14 protein-coding genes and 1 tRNA gene are annotated in these 21,248 nt (G+C 70.2%); 5 read left to right on the top strand and 10 right to left on the bottom strand.

Features of this window, described 5'->3' with window-relative positions; translation table 11 throughout:
- The first annotated feature begins 12 nt into the window (after positions 1-12).
- The 3 genes from HGK68_RS02685 to HGK68_RS02675 are packed head-to-tail and all read left to right on the top strand — an operon-like array spanning position 13 to position 1,468.
- Complete coding sequence (locus HGK68_RS02685) at positions 13-630, top strand: SAF domain-containing protein (RefSeq protein ID WP_169164565.1); 618 nt, start codon at positions 13-15, stop codon at positions 628-630.
- Between the two features lie 38 nt (positions 631-668).
- Positions 669-1,220 (top strand): large conductance mechanosensitive channel protein MscL, encoded by a 552-nt coding sequence (gene mscL, locus HGK68_RS02680; RefSeq protein ID WP_169164564.1) that lies wholly within the window; start codon positions 669-671, stop codon positions 1,218-1,220.
- A 50-nt stretch (positions 1,221-1,270) separates the two neighbouring features.
- On the top strand, positions 1,271-1,468 hold the full coding sequence (locus tag HGK68_RS02675) for a hypothetical protein (protein ID WP_169164110.1): 198 nt from the start codon (positions 1,271-1,273) through the stop codon (positions 1,466-1,468).
- 57 nt (positions 1,469-1,525) lie between these two features.
- On the opposite strand, the gene HGK68_RS02670 is transcribed toward HGK68_RS02675, so the two are convergent.
- The 9 genes from HGK68_RS02670 to HGK68_RS02630 form a co-directional block, all read right to left on the bottom strand.
- Entirely contained in the window at positions 1,526-6,439 is a 4,914-nt protein-coding gene (locus HGK68_RS02670) for a hypothetical protein (protein WP_246260531.1), read from the bottom strand.
- A 547-nt stretch (positions 6,440-6,986) separates the two neighbouring features.
- Positions 6,987-9,143 carry a DEAD/DEAH box helicase gene (locus HGK68_RS02665; RefSeq protein ID WP_169164563.1) on the bottom strand — a complete coding sequence of 719 codons (2,157 nt, stop codon included), beginning with the start codon at positions 9,141-9,143 and terminating at the stop codon, positions 6,987-6,989.
- A gap of 274 nt (positions 9,144-9,417) precedes the next feature.
- Complete coding sequence (locus tag HGK68_RS02660) at positions 9,418-9,831, bottom strand: nitroreductase family deazaflavin-dependent oxidoreductase (protein ID WP_169164562.1); 414 nt, start codon at positions 9,829-9,831, stop codon at positions 9,418-9,420.
- Positions 9,832-9,956: 125 nt separating this feature from the next.
- Positions 9,957-10,029, bottom strand: a tRNA-Arg gene (locus HGK68_RS02655).
- Positions 10,030-10,271: 242 nt separating this feature from the next.
- Positions 10,272-13,229 (bottom strand): type I restriction endonuclease subunit R, encoded by a 2,958-nt coding sequence (locus tag HGK68_RS02650; RefSeq protein ID WP_169164561.1) that lies wholly within the window; start codon positions 13,227-13,229, stop codon positions 10,272-10,274.
- Entirely contained in the window at positions 13,210-14,253 is a 1,044-nt protein-coding gene (gene rhuM / locus HGK68_RS02645) for a RhuM family protein (protein ID WP_169164560.1), read from the bottom strand. Before rhuM ends, HGK68_RS02650 begins: the two co-directional genes overlap by 20 nt.
- The gene (locus HGK68_RS02640) at positions 14,250-15,665 is read right to left on the bottom strand and encodes a restriction endonuclease subunit S (protein WP_169164559.1); all 1,416 of its coding nucleotides are present in this window, start codon (positions 15,663-15,665) and stop codon (positions 14,250-14,252) included. The genes rhuM and HGK68_RS02640 overlap by 4 nt, the downstream gene beginning before the upstream one ends.
- Positions 15,665-17,641: a type I restriction-modification system subunit M gene (locus HGK68_RS02635; protein WP_246260529.1), complete on the bottom strand. Its 1,977-nt coding sequence runs from the start codon at positions 17,639-17,641 to the stop codon at positions 15,665-15,667. Before HGK68_RS02635 ends, HGK68_RS02640 begins: the two co-directional genes overlap by 1 nt.
- 149 nt (positions 17,642-17,790) lie before the next feature.
- Positions 17,791-18,996, bottom strand: coding sequence for a sensor domain-containing phosphodiesterase (locus HGK68_RS02630; RefSeq protein WP_169164557.1), 1,206 nt, complete (start codon positions 18,994-18,996; stop codon positions 17,791-17,793).
- A 100-nt stretch (positions 18,997-19,096) separates the two neighbouring features.
- Between HGK68_RS02630 and HGK68_RS02625 the strand changes: the two genes are divergently transcribed.
- Both HGK68_RS02625 and HGK68_RS02620 read left to right on the top strand, forming a co-directional pair.
- Positions 19,097-19,546 carry an OsmC family protein gene (locus tag HGK68_RS02625; RefSeq protein ID WP_169164556.1) on the top strand — a complete coding sequence of 150 codons (450 nt, stop codon included), beginning with the start codon at positions 19,097-19,099 and terminating at the stop codon, positions 19,544-19,546.
- The gene (locus HGK68_RS02620) at positions 19,543-20,253 is read left to right on the top strand and encodes a hypothetical protein (RefSeq protein WP_246260527.1); all 711 of its coding nucleotides are present in this window, start codon (positions 19,543-19,545) and stop codon (positions 20,251-20,253) included. Before HGK68_RS02625 ends, HGK68_RS02620 begins: the two co-directional genes overlap by 4 nt.
- 1 nt (position 20,254) lies before the next feature.
- Here the strand turns inward: HGK68_RS02620 and HGK68_RS02615 are convergent, their stop codons facing one another.
- On the bottom strand, positions 20,255-21,241 hold the full coding sequence (locus tag HGK68_RS02615) for an aldo/keto reductase (RefSeq protein WP_169164555.1): 987 nt from the start codon (positions 21,239-21,241) through the stop codon (positions 20,255-20,257).
- Between the last annotated feature and the right edge of the window lie 7 nt (positions 21,242-21,248).

The following is a 21,248-nucleotide window of genomic DNA, read 5'->3' as shown; positions in this document are numbered from 1 at the left end:
TAGCGTCGGCGTATGGACCGCCTTCCCCCGAGCCTGCGCCGCCTGCTGTGGCGGGGCCGCCGACCCGCCGCCGCCCTGTGCCTCGCCCTGGCGGCTCTGCTCCTGGTGCAGGCGATCCGCTCCCCCGGCCCGCCGACCAGCACCGTGCTGGTCGCCGCCCGCGACATCCCGCTCGGCAGCACCGTGGGCGTCGACGACCTGGCACGTCGCCCGCTGCCCACCGGCACGCTGCCCGACGGGGTGACCGACGACGACACGACACTGCTGGGCGCTCGGACCGCGGTCGAGATCCCGGCCGGGCTGCCGTTGGTCGCGGCCCTGCTCGCCGACACCCTGGACACCGGCCCGCCGGGGACCGTGACCGTCCCGGTCCGGTTCGCCGATGCCAGCACCGTCGGGTATCTGATGCCCGGCCGACGGGTGGACGTGGTCAGCACGATGCCCGACTCCGGGGCGGTCACCGTGGCCACCGGTGCCCTGGTGCTCAGCCGACCCGGCTCCGACGACACCGACCCGCCGACCCGAGGGTCGGACGACGGTGTGGTTCTGCTGGCCGTCGATCCCGATCAGGCGGTACAGCTGAGCGCGGCGAGTGCTTCCACCGGCCTGTCGGCGATCCTCGTGGAATGATGCGGGCGAAAGCCGCGAGTCGATCGGATCGAGGGGCCATGAGCGACACAGTGAACAAGGGTCTGCGGGCCGCCGGTGAGCGGGCCAAGGGCCTCGGCGCCGTGTTCCAGGGATTCAAGGACTTCATCTCCCGCGGCAATGCGATCGAGCTGGCCGTCGGCGTCGTCATCGGCGCCGCCTTCGGTGCCGTGGTCACCGCGATCCAAGAGGGTCTGATCGCGCCGCTCATCGCGATGATCTTCGGCAAGCCGGACATCTCCAGCCTGTGGGTCATCTCCGGCCGCAACGACGCCGAGATCAATGTCGGCCTGATCCTCAACGCGCTGCTGCAGTTCCTGATCACCGCCGCGGCGATCTACTTCATCATCGTGCTGCCGCTGAACAAGCTGGCCGAACGGCGCAAGAAGGGGGTCGAGGCGGAGCCCGCGCGGCCCTCCGAGGACATCCTGCTGCTGCAGGAGATCCGCGACCTGCTGGCCGCCCAGTCCAGCACCGCCCTGCGGGCCGACACCGGGCAGTACCCGGCACCGGGCACCCCCGAGGCACCCGGCAGCCCGGAGGCGGGCGGGCACGGCGCCCATCGCGCCTGACGGCACAGCTCGGCACCTGAACGCCCGGCCCGGGGTGGGATGATGCTCCGGTGAGTGAGTCGTCCACGCCCCCGTCTGCGCAGCCGTCGCCGCGACGTCATCGCCGGGTGGTCAGGCAGGGTGGCGAGGACGCCGGTCCGGTCACCCCGCGCCGCAGCGCCGACGACTCGGACACCGGCTGGGGGGACCGGCCCGCCGAGTCCAACGACGAGCAACTGCTGCGGGACGTGCCGCCGCACTGGGGGTGAGCAGGCCGCCGTCCCCGTTCACAGCGGGACGGCGACCTGAGGGTGTGTGTCGACCCGTCAGCCGAGCGCGCGACGGACGGCGGCCGAGACCACCGAGTCCACCCGCGACCCCCGCCGGGTCACCCCGAGCTCCAGCCGCAGTTCGGCGGCGAGCTGCGACTCGGTGCGCTCGTGTCCGTCGGCGAGCATCCACGCGACCAACTCGTCCAGCTGGTCGTCGGAATAGGCGCTGATCGGGAGTCCCGGCCGCACATCGGGTCGCGGGCCGGGGCCGTCGCCCGGGGAGGGCTTCGGCACGATCGGCAGCGAGCCGGTCATCGGCGCGGCAGCCTCCATGACGCCCGGGATGTCGGCGGCGACCAGTGGCAGGGTGCCGGTCCGCGGACGGGCCGGGTCGTCGTCCAGCACCGGAACCGTGCCGGTGCGCGGCCGAGCCCCGTCGCCGTCGTGGGCCGGGACCGCCCCCGGACGAGCCTGGTCGCCACCGGAGGTCGCGGCGCCACCCGAGGCCGGAGCGTCACCCGACGTCGGAGCTGCGCCGGGGGCCCGCACGTCGCCCGAGGTCGGCACAGCCCCTGAGGTCGGGACGTTGCCCGAGGCCGGGACAGCGCCCGTGGCCGGACGGGCCGCCCCGCGACCCGAGGACGGCTGAACACCCAGACGGGCCACCTCATCAGCCGAGGTCCGAGCAGCGCTGCCTCGTGCAGAGGACGCACCGGGGGTCGTGGACGCTGCGCCCTCGTCGGCCGCGACGTCGGCGGAGCCCGCATCCGCCACGACGGCTGGCAGCTCACCGGTGCCGGAGCGTCCCTCGAATCCGGGCACGGTCCAGGTCGGCGCCGTCATCGCCGGCGGCTCACCGTCGCGGGCGCCGCCGCCGACCGGCAGCCCGGCGTCGGTGGGCAGCCCGATCACCGAGATGGCGCCCGTCGTGGGCGGGTCGAGTTCGTCGGCGTGCACGACCGGGACCTCGGGCAGCAGCAGCATCGCACGCTGCCGTTCGAGCCGAGCCCGGTCGACCTGGGAGTCGGCCACCGCGTGCACGGCGCGCCGGATCCGGTCGACCTCGGCGTCCGGGTCGATGAACGCGGCGACCGACCAGACCCGGACCACACTCCACCCGAGGCGTTCCAGCCGTTCGGGCACCTGGCGGTCGCGAACCCGGATGCTCGGCTCGCGGACGTAGGCGTCGTCGTCGGTGAGCACCGCGACCAGCAGCCGACCGGGCAGGTCGGGGTGGCCCACGGCCATCGGCAGGTGCAGACCGCCGGGCAGCCCGTAGTCGAGCTCCACCACGAGCCCGTGCCGCCACAGCCGCTCGGCCAGGTCGACGACCAGGCGGTCGGTGACGGTCGGTTCCGGCTCCGAGGCGTTCTGATCGGCATCGGGTGCGACGGTCGTCGCGAGGTCGGCCGGGGCGTTGCCCGCAGCAGACGCGGCGGCACCCTCAGCAGCGTCGACACCATCGGAACCGTCGAGTGCGTCCGTGCTGTCGGCCGCGGCGCCGTCCAGTGCTGCCGTCATGTCGGCCAGCAGCTCGGCGTCACCCGCCGCCCGGCGCTCGGCGAACCGCAGCAGGTCGGCGTAGAGCTGCGGGCCCTCGCCACGGAGCCGGTCCCGGTCCAGCTGGTCGGCAAGCAGGCAGCTGACCACGTCCAGCCGGTGCCGCGTGACCCCGAGGGCGGCGAGCAGCAGGCCGTCGCCTCCGTCCTCGCTGATCGGGCCGAACCGGTGCAGCACCCGACCGTGCGGGGTGCGACCGAAGCCGAGGGACAGCACGACGGCGTCCCGGCGCAGACCGGCGATGGAGGTGAGATCGGTGACCACGAAGGGCTCGGGCCGTCCGGCGTCGAGGGCGGCCGCCAGCGCGGGGTTGCCCCGCACCTGGGACAGCACGGCCTCCCGGATCTGCGCGGTGTGCAGCGCGGAGGCGGTGATCACCGCCAGCGATTCCTCGGGCCGGTTGAAGGCGTGCTCGGCGACCAGCTCGACCACCCGGTCCACCTCGGCGCGGGTGCTCTGCACGCTGCCGGAGTCGTCGGGCATCCCGGTGCCGTCCACCGGGTGGAAACCGACCGCCGCGGCCTCGGAGGGCAGCGGGGTGGGGCTGAGCACTCCGGCGTAGCCGTGCCCGGCCAGGAAGGCGGTGAGGTACGGGTCACGGCGCGAGCCGTCGGCGTGCAGCGCCACCCGGGGCAGCACGGCCGCCAGCTCGGGCACCGCGGAGCCGGAGGCGCAGCGCGGGTCACCGAGGACGACCACCTGGCGACCCCGGGCCAGCGCGGGCAGCAGCACCTCCACCGGCAGGTGGTCGGCGGCGTCCAGCACCACCAGGTCGACGGTGCGGGTGGCGGGCAGCACCTGCGGCACCAGCATCGGCGCGGCGGCCAGCACCGGCCGCAGCCGGCGGGCGACGTCTCCGTAGCGGCTCATCGCCTCCAGCAGCCCGCTGAACCGGTCCTCGACCAGCTCACCGAACAGCGCCTCGGTCTGCTCCTGGTGCTGCTCCATCGCGTGCCGGGCATGGGCGGCGGCCCGGGCGCGCACCGGACCGGCGAGCGCCTCGATCTGCGCCAGGTCCAGCTGCCGGAACTCGGCGACCAGACGGCCCAGCGACCGACCGTCGTACCCGGCGAGGGCGGGATCGGCGGTGATGATCTGCTCGAAGACGGTGCTCCACCACGCCAGGTCGAGCTCCGGACCGACCAGCCAGGCGGGCACCCGACGGTCCGCGAGGTCGTAGAGCAACGGTTCGAGCCCGGCGGCCCGCAGGTCGCGCACCAGACGGCTGCGCTCGGGCACCGCGGGCAGGGTGTCGGCACCGGCGAGCAGCCGTTCGATCCGGTCGGCGACCTGGGTCACCGGGGTCCCGGCCAGCTCACCGCCCTCGGGGGTGCCGACCAGCACCGGGGCCAGCGCGTCCAGGTCGGCTCGCACCTGCTGGTACTCGGCCTCGATCTGCGCCATCCCGGCGGGCAGCTGCGGCCAGCCACCGGCGGCGCAGTGCTGCCGCCAGACCTCGCGCTGGTGCTGGGCGTTGGCGAGGGCCGCATGCAGGTCGTCGACGTGGCGACCGGGCCGGAGCAGATCCTTGGCCTGCTTCTTCAGGCGGCGGCGCAGCCAGTAGCCCATCGGCTGGTCGTGCTCGGCGCGCCAGGACTTGCTGGCGGTCGCCGCGACCAGGTCGGCGACGCTGCGCTCGAAGACGATCGGCTGGAAGTCGTCCAGGGTGCCCCGGACCCCGGCGAGCACCGTGAGCTGCTCCCCCCAGCCCTGCACCGTGGTGGCCGGGGTGAACCCGGTGGCCTCGGCGACCTCCGCGATCCGGCGGCGCAGTCGGGGCAGACCGTCCGACCCCGCCAGCCTGCGCACCCGGTCCAGGGTGTCCTGCGCCTGCTGGGCGGTGTCCAGGGAGGCGCCGTACCAGGGGGTGTCGACCGGGCGCAGCGTGAACGCGCCGACCTCGGCGGCAGCGCGCAGCTGCTCGGCCAGCTCGGCGCGGCGCTCGGCACCCAGCTCGCGGGCGACCGCCGGGTCCAGCCGGACCGTGGTGCTCGGGGTCGGGCGGGCGGCGGTCAGCGCGGCCAACGCCTGGAAGGCGTCGTAGGCGGACACCCCCCAGGGCGCGCGCGGCAGGTGCAGCCCGGACAGGTAGTTGCGCAGCCGCTCCCGGTGCGTGACCAGCGAGGAGCGCAGCGCGGTGGTACGCGCCGGGTCGCCCGGGTCGGCCTCCAGGGTCATCGCGCCGAGCAGTCGTCGACCGGCGGCTGAGCGCCACCCCGCGTCCGGGGCGATGTCCAGCAGCACGTCACCCACACCCAGGCGGTCGAGCCGCTCGGCCAGGGCGATGGCGGCGCGGCGGTGGCCGGGGACGTAGAGCACCGTGCGGCCGGCGGCGGCGGCATCCGCGACCAGCGCCGCCACCGTCCCGGTCAGGTCGCTGTCGGCGGGCGCGTCCACGAAGACGTGTGCGCCGGTGGCGACCACATCGAGGACGTGCTGCTGCGCCGGGTCCAGGTCACCGATACCGCGCTCGGCGGCCGGGTCCCGGTCGCCGACCACCGGCTCGGGCAGGTCGACCGCCACCGTGGTGGCATCAGCACCTGCCAGCGCCGCGACCAGCTCGTGCCGGTCGAGCCCGGCGGCCAACCGGTCGAGGTCGTCGACCAGCACCTGCCCCGGGTGGACGAAGGTGCCCACCACGATCCGGTCGGTGAGCTGGAAGTCCTCCAGCACCGCCGCACCGAGCGACCCGAGGCGGGACAGCGCCTCCTGCGGGTCGAAGCCGGAGCCGGTGAAGGCGCTGCGGGCCAGCGCACCGGGGTCGAGGAGCGCACCGCGACCACGGAGGGCGCGGGCCAGCACCGGGTTGACCTCGAGCGAGGGCTCCAGGCTGAGCTCGTAGTCGCTCTCGGCGGTGCCGCGGGCCTGCAGGGTGACCGGCCGGAGCAGCACCGGAGCGCGGACGGTGCGGCTGACCGGCGCGTCCTCGTCCTGGGTCGGCTCGCTGGCACCGGGACGGGTGGCGGTGGCCAGGGCGGCGACGTCGTCGGTGGCGGTGTCCGGGGTGGTGCGCTCGGTCCAGCTCGCCAGACCGATCGCCAGGTAGGTCGGCGCGATGCCGTACTGCTGGGCGTAGGTCGCCGCCCGCGCGGAGACGGCCCGGGCGCGGCGGCGGGCGGACCCCAGCGCCGCGTCCTCACGGACCAGGTTGGACAGCCGGGTGGAGCGGCCCGCGAACAGCTGCGCGATGCCGGAGGGGTGCGCCACGGTCAGGTCCAGCGCGGCGTCCCCGAGCAGGCCCACATCGGCCAGTGTCGACCCGCCCGCGGCCTCCACCAGGGCAGAACGCCAGCCCGCGAGCGACTGCGCCACCAGTTCGGCGGCGGAGGGCTGCGGGGCTTCCTCGACCGGAGCGGGACGGGTCACGTCGGCCTCCGGCTGCTGATTGCGGCGCGCGGGGACATTCACCCACCGAACGCTAACCGTCAGGGCTGAGGAAGACCCGGCGGCACGCCGCCGCAGCGGGTGATCATGCGGAACTGCGGGGGTGGATCGGGTGGATCGGGAGCAGTGGCGCTCGACCGGGATCCGAGGCTGAGGACAGTGCGCGCCGCGCAGGGGGCAGGCGACGCGCACCGTCTGACGAGAACTATGACGTGACACCTGTCGACGGTCAACCAGCTCGGTGAGCGTTCACACAGGCTGGTCACAGCCGTTCGACGTTTCGCCAGGTGACCACTCGACCGCGTGAGGCGCGTCACGTCCGGTCGAGTGAACGGCCGGACGAAGGGTCGAGTGATACGCCGGTCGGATCCCCGGGGCGGATCGTCGAGCGGATCGTCGGGCGGACAGGAGTGTCGGCGGAGCCTGTCAGCCGCAGCAGGCCCCGCCGACAGGGATATGTCTACGGCAGCAGAACCGCCCGAATCGCCCGACTAGGTGTCACCACCGGTCAAGCTGAGGGCCATCACCGGCAGATTGAGTGGTCCGAGCATCGCACCCAGGTGCCGAATGCTCAGGCTCCACGCTCAGCGGCGAGGGCATCCACCAACAGGGCGACCAACGCCTCGAGCTGCACATCGGTGGACGAGGCGCCGTCCTCCTCGTCGGCACCGTCCAGCGCACGGGCCGCCAGTGCCGACTTGCTGTCGATCAGCTCGGCGATCTTGGAGTCGATGGTCTGCGCGGCGATGATCCGCCAGGCGGTCACCGGCTCGTCCTGCCCGATCCGGTGGATCCGGTCGATCGCCTGGGTCTGCTCGGCATCCGTCCAGGACAGCTCCGCCAACACCAGGTTGGACGCCACCTGCAGATTCAGCCCGACCCCGGCGGCCATCAGCGAACAGACCACGATCGAGACCTCGGGGTCCTCGACGAAGGCCTTGATGTTCTTGTCCCGCACCCGCGTGGTCTGGTCGCCACGGATCGAGCTGTACCGGATCCCCCGGTCCGCGAAGTGCTTCTCGGCCGCGTCCATCACGTCGACGTGCCGCGCGAAGAACACCACCTTGCCGACGTTCCGGGCCAGCTGTGCCGCATAGTCCGCCGCCAGCCCCGCCTTGGCCTGACCGATCCGGCGCACCATCGTGAAGACGTTCTCGCCGCCGGTCTTGGAGCTGGAGTCCTTCAGCTCGCCCGCGGCCACCCGACGCGCCAGCTCGTGATCGACCTCGGCGCCGATGGACGTGTCGTGACCGGTGGCGGCGAGCGCCGCCCGGTAGCGGCCGACCAGTCGTTCGGCCAGCGCCGCCTCCGCCGCCTTGATCGACCGCGCCACCGCCCCGTCCAGCTCCACCGGCAGGTCCGCGACCCGGCGGGCCGGGATGTCGGCGACCACGTCCACCTTGCGCCGGCGCACGATCCCCATGTCGATCACCGCCGATCGGGCAGCGGAGTAGAAGCCAGGGTCGGCCGGGGTCAGGCCGGAGTCCTCCAGCGCCGCCATCAGGCGACCCAGCGGCTTGACGTCGTCGATCCAACCCAGGAACTGCCAGATCGCCCGGAAGTCCTCGATGTCGTTGATCAGCGGGGTGCCGGTCAGCGCCATCATCAGCGGCCGCGAGGCCCGGTCCCGGATCCGCTCGGACAGCGCCAGCACGTGCTGGGAGCGCTGCGAGGACTTGTTCTTGATGAAGTGCGCCTCGTCGACGACCATCCCGCGGAAGCCGAAGTTGCCCAGCCAGCCGACGTGCCGGTCCAGGATCTCGTAGTTGACCACCACGACATCGGCGAAGCCGTCGACCTTCTCCCCGTCGCCGTGCACCACGGTGACCCGGCGCTGCGGCGTCCACAGGCCGACCTCGTGCGCCCAGTTGGTCTTGACCACATTCGGCACCACGACCAGCAGCGGGTAGGCGTTCGCCGCCTGCGCTGCGAGCAGTGCCTGTGCCGTCTTGCCCAGACCCGGCTCGTCGGCGAGCAGGAAGGTCCGGTGCCCGCGGGCGGTCGCCTCGACCACCTGCGCCTGGTGCGGCATCAGATTCCGGCCGAGCGGCGCCGACACCCGGCCCGGCTCCGGCAGCTCCATGCATGCCGGTGCGCCGGTCGCCGCGCGCTCGAAGGACCGGAACAGCGGCTCCAGCAGCTCCCAACCGGCCAACCGCCGCGGCTTGCCGGCGATCTTCTCCGCCGCCGCCTCGAAGTCCGGCGGCAGGAACGGGTTCGACCGCTGCCGGGCCAGCACCGACGGCGGCACCGCGTGGGTGGGCGTCATCGGGATGGTCGCGACCGGGGTCGCGGCGGGCTCGGGCTCCGGTTCGTCCGGCACGTCCAGGCCGGCGTCCCGCATCAGGGTCACCTTCAGCTCCCGCGCCGCCTCGGTGACCCGGGCGTCCTCTGCGAGCAGCTCCAGCAGCGAGGTGTCCCGCGCGGCGGTCTTGGCCAGCATCGTCGCCACGCCGTCCAGCCGCTTCAACTCCTCGGTGCGCTTGGCGGAGGACAGCTCGGCGTCCGCCATGACCCGGGCCCGCTCCTCGCGGACCAGCAACGCGACCACCTGGAACTTGGTCCGCACCGTCGACCGGGTCGGCGGACGCTGCACCGCGCGGTCGACGTCCCGGGCGACATCCGCCAGCACCGGGATCAGACCCTGCTCGGACCGAGGCCGTCGGCGCTGGGCACCACTGTTACCGGTGCGCGCGCGACCGGATCCGCGCTGGGCTGCTCGGGCCACATCTCCTCCTTCATCCGCACCGGGTCACGGCACGGCACATCGCGTCCAGGCCGCTCGTTCCACGGCGCGACCGACGCCCGTTCTGCTCACTCCGGCACACGCACCGGGTCGACACACCGGGCCTGTTCACCCGGCACCGTCACCGGGTCTGCTCACCCGGCGGCGACAGCTCCGCGGCGGATCGAGACGCCGAGACTCACTGTCGTGCGCGCCCATCGTACGGGCACGGTGGCGCTCCTAGGCGGAATCGACCGGTCGAGCCCGGTCGACGGGCTCACTCCCCGGGAGAACTCGCAGCCGAGGGCGTCCGGAGAACGGGCAGCTCCACGTAGTCGCGGCACCGGATGGGCCACCGCAGCAGTGTCCGCTGGGGCTGCGGCATCCGGGCCGATCCCTCGTCGGGGTCGAGCGTCCGCGGAGCCCCGAGCCGAAGGATCGTGCCGCCCATGCGCATGCGGCAGCCGCCCGCGGCCCGGACATTCGCCAGCCATGCGACGCCCGGGCCGTAGGTCAAAGCGATCGTCACCACGTCCTCCTGGCGGAATGCCATGATCGGCGTGTGCCGGACCGTTCCGGTCCGCCTGCCGATGTGCTCCAGATCGACGATCGACCCGGTTCCGGCAAGCCGCAGCATGAGCGGGTTGATGAACCTCGTGTTGATGCGAATCATCCCGCGGGCGATCGGCATGGCGTCCTCCTGGGTGCGGTCTCCCACTCTCGCCGTCGCCTCATCGTCACGCGCGCTCGGCGCCGTGCGCGCGTCGGACTCGTCGCGGGACACCGTGCTGGCGTTCGGCGAGCTGCCGTGGTCTGTGCGCCTGGGCAGATTCGAACTGCCGACACCCGCTTTAGGAGAGCGGTGCTCTATCCCCTGAGCTACAGGCGCGTGGGGCGTACGCGAAACGTGGTCGACAACCGGCCAGGATCGCGGCCGACTCGTCCGTGGGTGCTCTCGTCAGTCCCGTGCGGTGCCGTCCGGGCCTGAGCGGTCTGGACGGCGCAGGTTCAGCGTACCGGAGCGAGCGCTGGGGGTGAGCTGGTAGCCCAGCGCAGCCGCGGCCGGTATTCGCGTACTCGACTCCATCCTCCAACCCTTCATGTAGCCCAGTCGCTCGGGTTGTGCCCGAACTACGCGCTCTTGCTGTATGTCTGCCGGAACACCGCGTCGGCGAGCCAGGCGCGGAAGCTGTCGTTGTCGCTGAACTGCTTGAACAGCTGGGTCTCGTCTCGCATCATCGACAGCACGACGCGCCCGAGAGCCTTGTCGAGCTCGATTCGAGCGTTGACCGGGTCGTTGTTCTTCTGGGCGTTCTGGTAGGCGACGTCTTCGGCGACTCTGGCCGGGATCTCTTCGGTGATGCGTTTGCGGACGCGATCGGCGTCGTCCCAGTCGATGTTGCCGAACTGGTCGTTGAACGACGCCAGGATGAGTGAGAGTGGTTCCAGGTCAGGGTCGGGCTTCATGCCGCCGCCGGTGGCGGGGACGGGGTCGAGCTCGCCGTCCTCGTCGGCCAGAGCGATAGCCATGGCTGTGCGCTTCTCTACCCGGTAGGAGTCCATATCGACGGTCTCCAGGATCCCGGCGGACAGGTCGTCCTCCTTCGGGGCCGGGAGTTTGGGCACCAGGTGGTCGAGGAAGATCGAGAGCTTTTCCCACTCGACGTTGGAGTACGGCAGGATCGCTGAGAGAAACCCGTAGGTCCGGAGGAAAGCCTTCGCTGAGCCCTTGAACGCGACTTGGTCGTCTTCATCGAGGAGCTCGATGTACTCAGCGGCGCACGCGTCTAGCAGAGGGTCGAGCTGGTCGCGATCCACCCCGGCCAGATACCTCTCGACGAACGCGTCGACGTGCTCAGAGGTGAACACTCCCGACATGCGCAGCTCACCGGCCAGGTCGTGAAGCTTGTTGGGGTCAGTCTCCTCGGCGAGCACCGTGGTGCGGTAGTAGTCGGCGAACGACTTCTTGATCGTGTCGGCGTCGTTGGCGAAGTCCAGGATCCCCACATCACGCTTGTCGGGGTGAGCGCGGTTCAGCCGCGAGAGAGTCTGAACCGCTTTGACCCCCGAGAGGGCCTTATCCACGTACATCGTGTGGAGCAGGGGTTCGTCGTAGCCGGTCTGGAACTTGTCCGCACAGACCAGGATCCGATAGGGGTCTTCGCGGATCCGGTCGGGGATGTCCTTGCTGGGGAACTGGTTGTAGTCGGACTCGGTGACCTTGACCCCGCCGCGCTCAGTGTCGGAGAACGCGACGATCGCCCGGTAGGGGCTCTTCCGCTCGATCAGGTAGGCACTGATCGCCTCGTAGTAGTCGATAGCCCGGTCGATGCTGGAGGTCACGACCATCGCCCGTGCCTGACCCTTGATCTTCCGCTTTGCCAGGACCTGGGTGTGGAAGTGGTCGACCATGATCTCGGCCTTGAGGCGGATCGCGTGCCGGTTCGACTCAACGTAATGCCGCAGCTTCTTCGAGGCGCGGCTCGCGTCAAACTCCGGGTCGTCCTCGACGGTCTTGACCAGCTTGTAGTAGCTGTCCACGGGAACGTACGAGGCCAGAACATCCAGGATGAAGCCTTCCCCGATGGCCTGCTTCATCGTGTAGGCGTGGAACGGCCGGTACCCCGTCTTGCCGTCCGGGCGGGGGAACGGAACCCCGAAGGTCTCGAGGGTCTTGTTCTTCGGGGTGGCGGTGAACGCAAAGTACGACGCGTTGGCCGGCATCTTCTTGGCGTCCATGAGCCGATTGAGCTGGTCCTCGACTTCTTCGCCTTCCACCACCGGCAGCCCGGCGGCGGACAGGGATGTGGCCAGCGCGGCTGTGGCCTTGCCGCCCTGACTAGAGTGGGCCTCGTCGATGATGATCGCGAAGCGGCGGTCCCGGTGAGCGGCACCCAGGTTGGCCACGATGTAGGGGAACTTCTGCACCGTAGTGACGATGACCTTCTTGCCCGCCTCGATCGCGGTGCGCAGGTCGGCCGACCGGTCGGCGTGCACGACGGTGGACCCGACCTGGGTGAAGCCCTTGATGGTGGCATCGATCTGCCGGTCGAGAATCTTGCGGTCGGTCACCACGATGACTGAGTCGAACGCAGGTACTCCCTCGTGGCGCGCGGTGGTGAGCTGGTGGGCGAGCCACGCGATCGAGTTCGATTTGCCGCTGCCGGCCGAATGCTCGATGAGGTACCGCTGCCCCGCACCGTTGCTATCCACGTCATGCAGGAGCCGACGCACGACGTCGAGCTGGTGGTAGCGCGGGAAGATCTGGGCGCTGGTCCTCTTGCCGGTCTGCGGGTTCTTCACCGTGACGATCTGCGCGTAGTTCTCGATGATGTTCGCCAGCGAGGACGGTGCCAGAATGCGTCGCCACAGGTAGTCCGTGGCGAGACCGTCAGGATTGGGAGGGTTACCGGCACCGTCGTTGTAGCCCTTGTCGAACGGCAGGAACCATGACGTCTTGCCCGCCAGGCGCGTGCAGAACCGTACCCGCTGGTCGTCGACTGCCAGGTGCGCCATGCAGCGGCCGAACCCGAAGAGCAGCTCGCGAGGATCGCGGTCGCGCTTGTACTGGTCGACAGCTTCCTCGACGGTCTGCTTGGTGATGGAATTCTTCAGTTCGAAGGTCAGCAGCGGCAGACCATTGACGAAGACCGCAAGGTCCAGCGCCCGGCCGGTGTCGGTGGGGCTATAGCGCAGCTGGCGGGTGATGGTGAACCGGTTGGAATCGAACCGGTCAGCCGCGCTCGCGTTCCCGGGGGTGGGGGTCGGGTAGTACAGGTCGATCGTGTGCGGTCCGTGCTGGATGCCGTTGCGCAGGACGGCCACCCCGCCGTGCTTGGTTACCTCGCCCTGGAGTCGGGCCAAGAAGGCACGCCTGGTGCTCGAGTCGTTCTCCAGGTCCAGCGCCTCGGCGGTGCTGGGCTGCGTCGCTTGTAGGAACGCCGTGAGCTGAGCGAGGTCGACGGCGTGCGCGCGGTCATAGTCGCCCGGGGAGCCCTCAACCCAGCGCACCGCGTCGCCAGCCGTGTCGCCGGTCATCTGGGCGACGATCAGCGCCTCGAGGCTCTCCTCATTCAGGCTGGTGACCATCGTTCTGCTCCCCCTGTGTCAGGTTCCGCTCGGCCTCGAGCAACGCATCGAGGTCAGTGATCTCATCGGCTGATGCGCGCTGCGACTCCAGCTCGCGACGGTGGTCATCCCAGTCGGCATACCGCTCAGCGACGATCTGCTCGACGTGGCTGTGTGCCACCGATCCGGCACCGGTCAGCACCGGATACTCGTTGAACTCGATGAACCGGTCTGCCTGCACGACCCAGTCCGCCATCGAGGTGGTCTGACGGCGGCGGGCCCGGCCCTCGGCGAAGTCCAGGAACTGGGTGGTCAGCAGGTTCAGATCGCTGACCTCCTCTTCAGTGAGGTAGTTCTTCGCAACGCTGGCGTCCGCCTTGCGCGGTCGGTTGCCCTTCCACGTCGTCAGCCCCAAGGTGCCCGACGCTGGGTCGCAGCGTTCCCGGATCAGCTCGCCTGCGGTGCGACCCGTCACGGCGTGCAGCAGCTTGTTCTGGATGGTGGCGAAGAACGTCCGGGCGACATCGCTGGTGCTGTCGTAGTCCGCGCTCGTGGTAGCGAACAGGTCACGGACCTTGAGGTAGAACCGCTTCTCCGATGCCCGGATGTCTCGGATCCGCTCGAGCAGTTCGTCGAAGTAGTCCGCGCCCGGGTCCTTGAGACGCTCGTCCTGGAGCGCGAAGCCTTTGACCAGGTACTCCGTCAGCACCGTCGTGGCCCACTGACGGAACTGAACCGCCCGCGGCGTCGTCACGCGGTACCCGACGGCCAGGACCATGTCGAGGTTGTAGAGATCCATGCGGCGCCGGACCTCCCGCGCGCCCTCCTGGCGAACCAGAAACTCTGGCTTTCGGGTTGCTTCGCCCACCTCGCCATCGGCGAGTACCCGCGCGACGATCTGGCCGACGTTCTGCGGGGTGGTGCCGTACAGGTCCGCCATCTCTCCGCGGGTGAGCCACACAGTCCCGCCGACGGCGCGCAGCTGGACCACCGAGCCGCCGTCATCGGCTCGGTACAGAATCAGCTCACCGGCGGGTTCGCTCACGCGTCGACTTCCTCCACGAACTCGGCAGCCTCGTCGACAAGACCATCGTCCATGGCACTGACATCGGCGGTGAACTCGTCTGGATCCAGGTCCGGGAGCGTCGCCGCGATGTGCCGCACGTCGACTTGGCCGGTTACTACGTCGGACGTCAGCCGGGTGCGGAACTCACGGAGGATCTCAACTCCCCTCCTGGCCACGCCGGCCGAAGCGTCGATCGCCGCGGTCGCGGAGGCGACGTTCGCCACTATTGCCATCTGCTCCTTGATCGGTGGCATCGCGATCCACATTCGCTTCAGGTGCGTCGGCCCGAAGTGCTCGATGCCGACACCGGACTTGGCCTGGTCGATCTGAGATGCGAATGGAGCACTCGTCATAGACAGCCGTATGAACTCCATGTCCACATCGCCATCTCGGGGCCAAAGGCGGATTAACCCGGTGTAGGGCACTGCCCCGATCGCGACCTCACCCACGGGCTTAACGGTACCGGTGCTGCCGCTGGCGCTCAGCAGATAGTCACCTGCATTGACCCTAAACTTGGCCCAACGCTCTTCGACTGCTTCTGGGCCGAGGAAGTTGCACCCATGAAGGTCGACCTCCGGCCCCGCCATGCACGAGATTCGGAGCAGGGGAATCCCCGCATCGCGAAATTCGGCAGCCATGATCCCCGGGCCCTCCTGAAATCCAACCCGGTGCTTGAACCGCACGGCCTGCCAGTGTTCGGGGGCCTTGCCGAGCCAGGGGATGCCCGTGTCCTTGAGGGGAACCGTCGGATCGAGGCCGCGGGTGACGGCCTGGTTGATGATGGCCCGCTTCTGCTCTTCGAGCAGGGCGATGAGCTTGCGCTTGGCGGCGATAGCGCGGTCGATGCGGCGGTGAGCGTGGGCGAGGTACCTAACGATCGCTGCCTGCTCCTCGAGTGGCGGCAGGTCCACTCGAAGCGTCTTGACTACCGATGACGTGATGTGGATGATCATCGTCCCCGTCGCGCCAACCGACTTCTGCTGCCTCGCTGCTGGCGTGTCGACCGCTAACGCGAGGAACTCGGGGTTCACGTCGCGCGCCGGTCGGCAGACGACGATGTCGCCACTGGCACGAACCTCGCCCTCGACGAGATTCACGGCGCTTCGACCAATGTCGCCTGTCGTCTCGCCGGAAGCCGCGAAAAGTAGATCGCCGAACTCTAGTTTGGTGTATCGGTCCGCCACATCTGTGCGAACTGCACGCTCAACCCGACGGATGGCTGTTCTATATCGGGTGTAGAGGTCGCCGTACCTGATACAGGGGACACCGAGGTCCGCGTCGTCTTCCTTCGAGCCGCCGTTGGATTTGAAGATCGAGCCAACAGCGCCGAGCCTCAGCGTGGTCCACGTTGACCGGACATCGGCAGGGTACGGCTTGAGGTCGCTGAACATCAGCCGACGATCTCGCTGAGCAGGTCTTCGGTCTCAGCCTCAAGGGCGCGAATGTCGGCCCGGATCTCGTCCAGTGTCCGCAGCGGCACAGGCTTGTAGAAGTGCTTGGTAAAGCTGATCTCATAGCCGATCTTGGTCTTGTTCTCGTCGAGCCAGGCGTCGGGGGCGTACGGCAGCACCTCGCGTCGGACGAACGCCTCGACGCCGTCCCGCCACTCACCCGCGGGCTCAGTGAGAGGGATCTGCTCGGTGTCGCGCAGGTCGGTGTCGGGCTCGTACTCGACGACCCGGGGGCGACCATCGACCACCGCCTCGAACCGGCCGAGCAGAGGGTCGGCGGGGGTCCCCGCCCGGTGGAGCTTCCTGATGACTGGCGCTGCGGTCTCGTCGCGCTCGGCTGACTCTTTCAGCTTGCGGATCTCGGCGGCGGTGTAGACCCTGTCAACGTCGACGCCTGCGAGCCGCAGGGGACGCTCGACGACCACCTTCGAGTACCCGAAGTCGGCATTGTTGAAGACCTTGGAGTGCTCGTCGTCGTTCGCACCGTCGAAGGCGAGGAACGTCTCGACCACACGGTCGATGTCGGCAGCGGACAGTTCGCAGTTCTTCTTGCCGAGGTTCTTGCGGAGCGGTGTGGACCAGCTGCTGGCGTCGATGAGCTGGACCTTGCCCTTGCGGTGGGCGGGCTTGCGGTTCGTCAGCACCCAGACGTAGGTGGCGATACCCGTGTTGTAGAACATGTTCAGCGGCAGGGCGACGATGGCTTCGAGCCAGTCGTTCTCGATGATCCAGCGGCGGATGTTGGACTCGCCCTGGCCGGCGTCTCCGGTGAACAGCGACGAGCCGTTGTGGACCTCGGCGATGCGGCTGCCGAGCGGAGTGTTGTGCTTCATCTTGGAGACCAGGTTGGCCAGGAAGAGCAGCTGACCGTCGCTGGACCGCGTGAGCAGCGAGTACTCGGGGTCGCCGTCGTGGGAGACGATGAAGCGGGGGTCGCGAATGCCGGTCTTGCCGCCCATGCGTTCCAGGTCGGTCTTCCAAGACTTGCCGTACGGGGGGTTGGAGAGCATGAAGTCGAACTCCATGCTCGGGTGGGCGTCGTTGGACAGGGTCGACCACTCCGGTCCCCCCACGACATCGTCGGCGGCCCGGCCCTTGCCCTTGATGATGAGGTCGGCCTTGGCGATGGCGTAGGTCTCGGCGTTGATCTCCTGGCCGAACAGATGGGTGGAGACCTGGATGCCGCGTGCAGCCGTCAGCTCTTCGAGGGTCTCTTCAGCGACGGTGAGCATGCCGCCAGTGCCCATCGCGCCGTCGTACAGCAGGTAGGTGCCTGAGGGGATCTGGTCGGCGATGGGCTCGAACATCAGTCGCGTCATCAGGCGCACAGCGTCGCGTGGAGTCCAGTGCTCGCCTGCCTCCTCGTTGTTCTCCTCGTTGAACTTGCGCACCAGTTCCTCGAAGACCGACCCCATGGCGTGGTTGTCCAGGCCGCCGGGGTTGGCCGCGGTGCGCGGGGAGAGGTCCAGGGACGGGTCGAGGAACTTCTCGATGAGCGAACCGAGGGCGTCGGCCCTGGTCAGGCGCGGGATCTGGTTGCGGAACTCGAAGTTGTCCAGGATTTCTTGGACGTTGGGCGAGAAGCCATCTAGGTACGCCTCGAAGTCGGCGCGGAGCTGCGCCCGGGACCGAGCTGCCCGCAGATCACGCAGGGTGAACGGTGAGGTGTTGTAGAAGTCTTGCTCGGCGGCCTGGCGCAGAGCGGCGTCCTGGTTGTCGATGCCGCTGTTGTCGAGCGCGGACTTCATCGTCAGAACGGCCTTCTTGGTCGGCTCCAGGACACTGTCCAGGCGCCGCAGCACGGTGAAGGGAAGGATGACGTCGCGGTACTTGCCCCGCACGTACAGGTCGCGCAGAACGTCGTCGGCGATCCCCCAGATGAACGAGACGATCTTGGAGTGGGTGGTGCTGTTCACCTGGCGATGCTCCTTGCTGAGGCAGGTCCGTTGTCGGACGCACGTCTCCGAGCAGGGTAGTGGAGCCATGGCAGGAAGTGACGGCGCTCGTGATCAGAGACGGGATGCGGTGGTGCCGCCGCTGAGCCCAAGCCTTTAGCACCTCTTACTCAGGCCGCCGCCAGCTCCCACGCCGGCCGCCCGAACAGGTACCCCTGCCCGTACGTCACCCCCAGGTCCAGCAGCGTCTTGCGCTCGGTCTCCGACTCCACCCCCTCCGCGACCAGCCACGCGGCCAGCGCCCCGGAGAACTGCTCGACGGACCGCACCAGCGCCTGCCGGACCGGGTCGGTGTCGATGTCCCGGACCAGTTCGATGTCGAGTTTGATCGCGGTGGGCCGGAGCTGGAGCACGTGCTTCAGGCTGGCGAAGCCGGCTCCGGCGTCGTCGACGGCCACGTGCACGCCGCCCTCCTTGAGCCGGTCGGTGACCTCGATCAGCGGCCCGTAGTCGGTGACGGGGGCGTGTTCGGTGATCTCCACCCCGACCCGCGGTCCGTGCGGCAGCAGCAGGTCGATGGTGCGCGGGTCGGTGAGGGCGTCCGCCGACAGGTTGATGCCGAGCCAGGCGTCGTCGGGGACGTCGTGCAGCCGGGACAGCGCGGCGGTGGCGGCCAGAAGTTCGAGGTCGACGCCGTGTCCGGCGGTGGCGGCGGCGGCGAAGGCGACCGAGGGGTTGGGGAACCAGCGCTGGTCGAAGCGGGCCAGTGCCTCGACCGCGACGGTGGCACGGGTGTCCAGCCGCACGATGGGTTGCAGGGCCATGCGCACGTCCTGGCGTTCGATGATCCGGCGGATGCGCTGGACCCGTTCGACCGCGGCCGCCCGGTGCGGGAGCCCGAAGGCGCCGACCTGATCCTGGACCAGGGCCGCCGCCAGACGCATCACGCGCAGGGCGTCGTCGTCGAGCATCGGGTTCTCGCCACGGTTGAGGCAGCAGAGCATGCCGACCGGCTGCCCGTCCGGGCCACGCAGCGGGGCGCCGATGTAGGCGCCGATCCCGAGGTCACCGGTGACGGCCATCTCCCGGGTGACCGGATGCCGCCGGGCGGCCGGGATGACGGCGGGCAGGTCCCCGTGCGCGACCCGCAGGCAGTAGGTCTCGGTCAGGGATCGGCTGTCCCCGGCGACCAGGTCCATCGGGCCGGTGCGCTCACTGGTCGCGAGCACGACCTGGGTGCCGACGGTGAACGCGGACAGGAACGCGATGTCCATGCCCAGGTGCTCCCGCACCCGGTCGAGGAGGCGCACCACCTCGGCAGCCTGGTCGATCCGGTCGGCGTCGACCGGAAGATGGGTGTCGCCTACGACGTTCATACCGTGCCCCCTGGGTGCCATGCCCTGGCGGTTCACAGTAATCAGCGTGCGGCCGGACGCATTCCGAGCCGCTCGGGTGGAGTAGTGGGAGGATGCGGCGATGGACAACGCAGCGAATGCGGTGACCCCGGCGAACGCGGCCGGGACCCGCCTGTGGGTGGAGCGCACCGGCACCCGGACGTACACCGGACGCAACAGCCGGGGCGCCGAGGTCGCGATCGGACCGGTGGAGGCCGGAGCGGTGTTCACCCCGGGTGAGCTGCTGAAGATCGCGCTGGCCGGATGCTCGGGGATGAGCTCCGATCACGCCATCGCGCACCGGCTCGGTGACGACGTGGACGTGACCGTCGAGGTCGAGGGTGCCGGTCACCCCACCGAGGACCGCTACCCCGAGCTGCACGAGCGCCTGGTCGTGGACATGTCCGGTCTGGACGAGCCGACCAAGGAGCGCCTGCTGCGGGTGGTGCACCGCGCGGTGGACGAGCACTGCACCGTGGGCCGGACCCTCAAGGCGGGGGCCGCTATCACCCTGGACGTCGTGCAGTCGTGAAGCTCGTCGATGCTGCCCTGGACCGGGCCGTCACCCTGCCGTCGAGCGCCGTGCACGCGCACGTCGGCCAGCTGCGCCGCAAGCACCCGCACGCCACGCCGGCGGAGCTGATCCAGCTGCTCGAGCGGGAGTACCTGCTGATCGTGCAGGGTTCCGGCGGCGCGGTGGGTGCCGCGGCTGCGGCCCCGGCGGTGGGCACCGGCCTGGCGATGACCCTGACCGTGGCGGACGTGGGCACGTTCTTCGCCGCCTCCGCCGCGTTCAGCCTGGCGGTCGCGAGTGTGCACGGGATCGAGGTCCAGGACGCCGACCGGCGGCGGGCGCTGCTATTGGCGACCATCCTCGGCGAGTCCGGGGCCAAGGCGGTGGTCGAGACCGGTGCGATGACCGGGCTGCGCGGGGTGCGGGTCGGGCAGGCGCTGCTGACCCGGATGCCGACCGGGACCATCGCCCGGGTGAACAACCGGCTGACCCGGCGGCTGGTCAAGCGGCAGCTGGCGAAGCAGAGCGGCCTGGCCGTCGGTCGTCTGGTGCCCTTCGGCATCGGTGCGGTGGTGGGTGTCGCGGGTGCCCGGGGACTGGGCCGGACCGTGATCGACGGTGCCCGGGAGGCGTTCGGACCGGCGCCGCTGACCTTCACGACGCCGGTCCGGGTGGTGGAGACCGGGCAGGAACCGCTGCTGATCGCCGACGGCCGCCCGGAGTGACCTACCAGCGGTCGTGCACGTGCGCCCGGATGTGCTGGGCGTAGACCCGGGCCAGGGCGTCCTGCTGCTCGGCGGTCAGTGACGGCAGCTCCCCGACGGCGGCATTCGCCCGGGCTTGCTCGGCCGAGCGCGCGCCGGGGATGACGGTGGACACCCCGGGCTGGTCCAGCACCCAGCGCAGCGCGAACTGCGCCGTGGTCCAGCCTTCCGGGGTGAGGGCCGCCACCTCACGGGCGGCGCGGACACCGACCTCGAAGGGCACTCCGGCGAAGGTCTCCCCGACGTCGAACGCCTCGCCGTTGCGGTTGAAGTTCCGGTGGTCGGTGGCGGCGAAGGTGGTGTGCTCGTCGTAGCGGCCGGACAGCAGACCGCTGGCCAGCGGCACCCGGGCGATGATCGCGACCCCGGCCTGCGCGGCGGCGGGCAGCACCTGCTCGAGCGGCTTGCGGCGGAAGACGTTGACGATGATCTGCACGCTGACCACACCGGGCCGGGCGATCGCGGTGAGCGCCTCGTCCACGGTCTCGACCGAGACGCCGTATCCGGCGATCCTGCCCTCCTGCACCAGGGTGTCCAGCGCGTCGTAGGTGGACTCGCGGCTGAACACGGCGGTCGGCGGGCAGTGCAGCTGTACCAGGTCGAGGGTGTCGAGACCGAGGTTCGCCCGTGACCGGTCGGCCCAGCCCCGGAACGCGTCAAGCGTGTAGGCGTCGGCGGTGTGCGGGTCGGCGCGGCGGCCCATCTTGGTGGCGACCGTCGGCCTGGGTGCGGTGCGCTCGCGCAGGAACCGCCCGATCAGCTGCTCGCTGCGTCCATCGCCGTAGACGTCGGCCGTGTCCAGGAAGGTGACCCCGGAGTCGACGGCCGCCTCCAGCACCCCCAGCGCGTCCTCCGGGTCGACCTCGCCCCAGTCGGCACCGAGCTGCCAGCACCCCAGCCCGACGGCGCTGGTGGTACGCCCGGCCCTGCCCCACGTCGTTGTCTGCATGGCGGCA

It is taken from the genome of Cellulomonas taurus, from assembly GCF_012931845.1.
Lineage (GTDB): Bacteria > Actinomycetota > Actinomycetes > Actinomycetales > Cellulomonadaceae > Cellulomonas > Cellulomonas taurus.
This window is presented reverse-complemented; position numbering and strand designations above follow the sequence as displayed.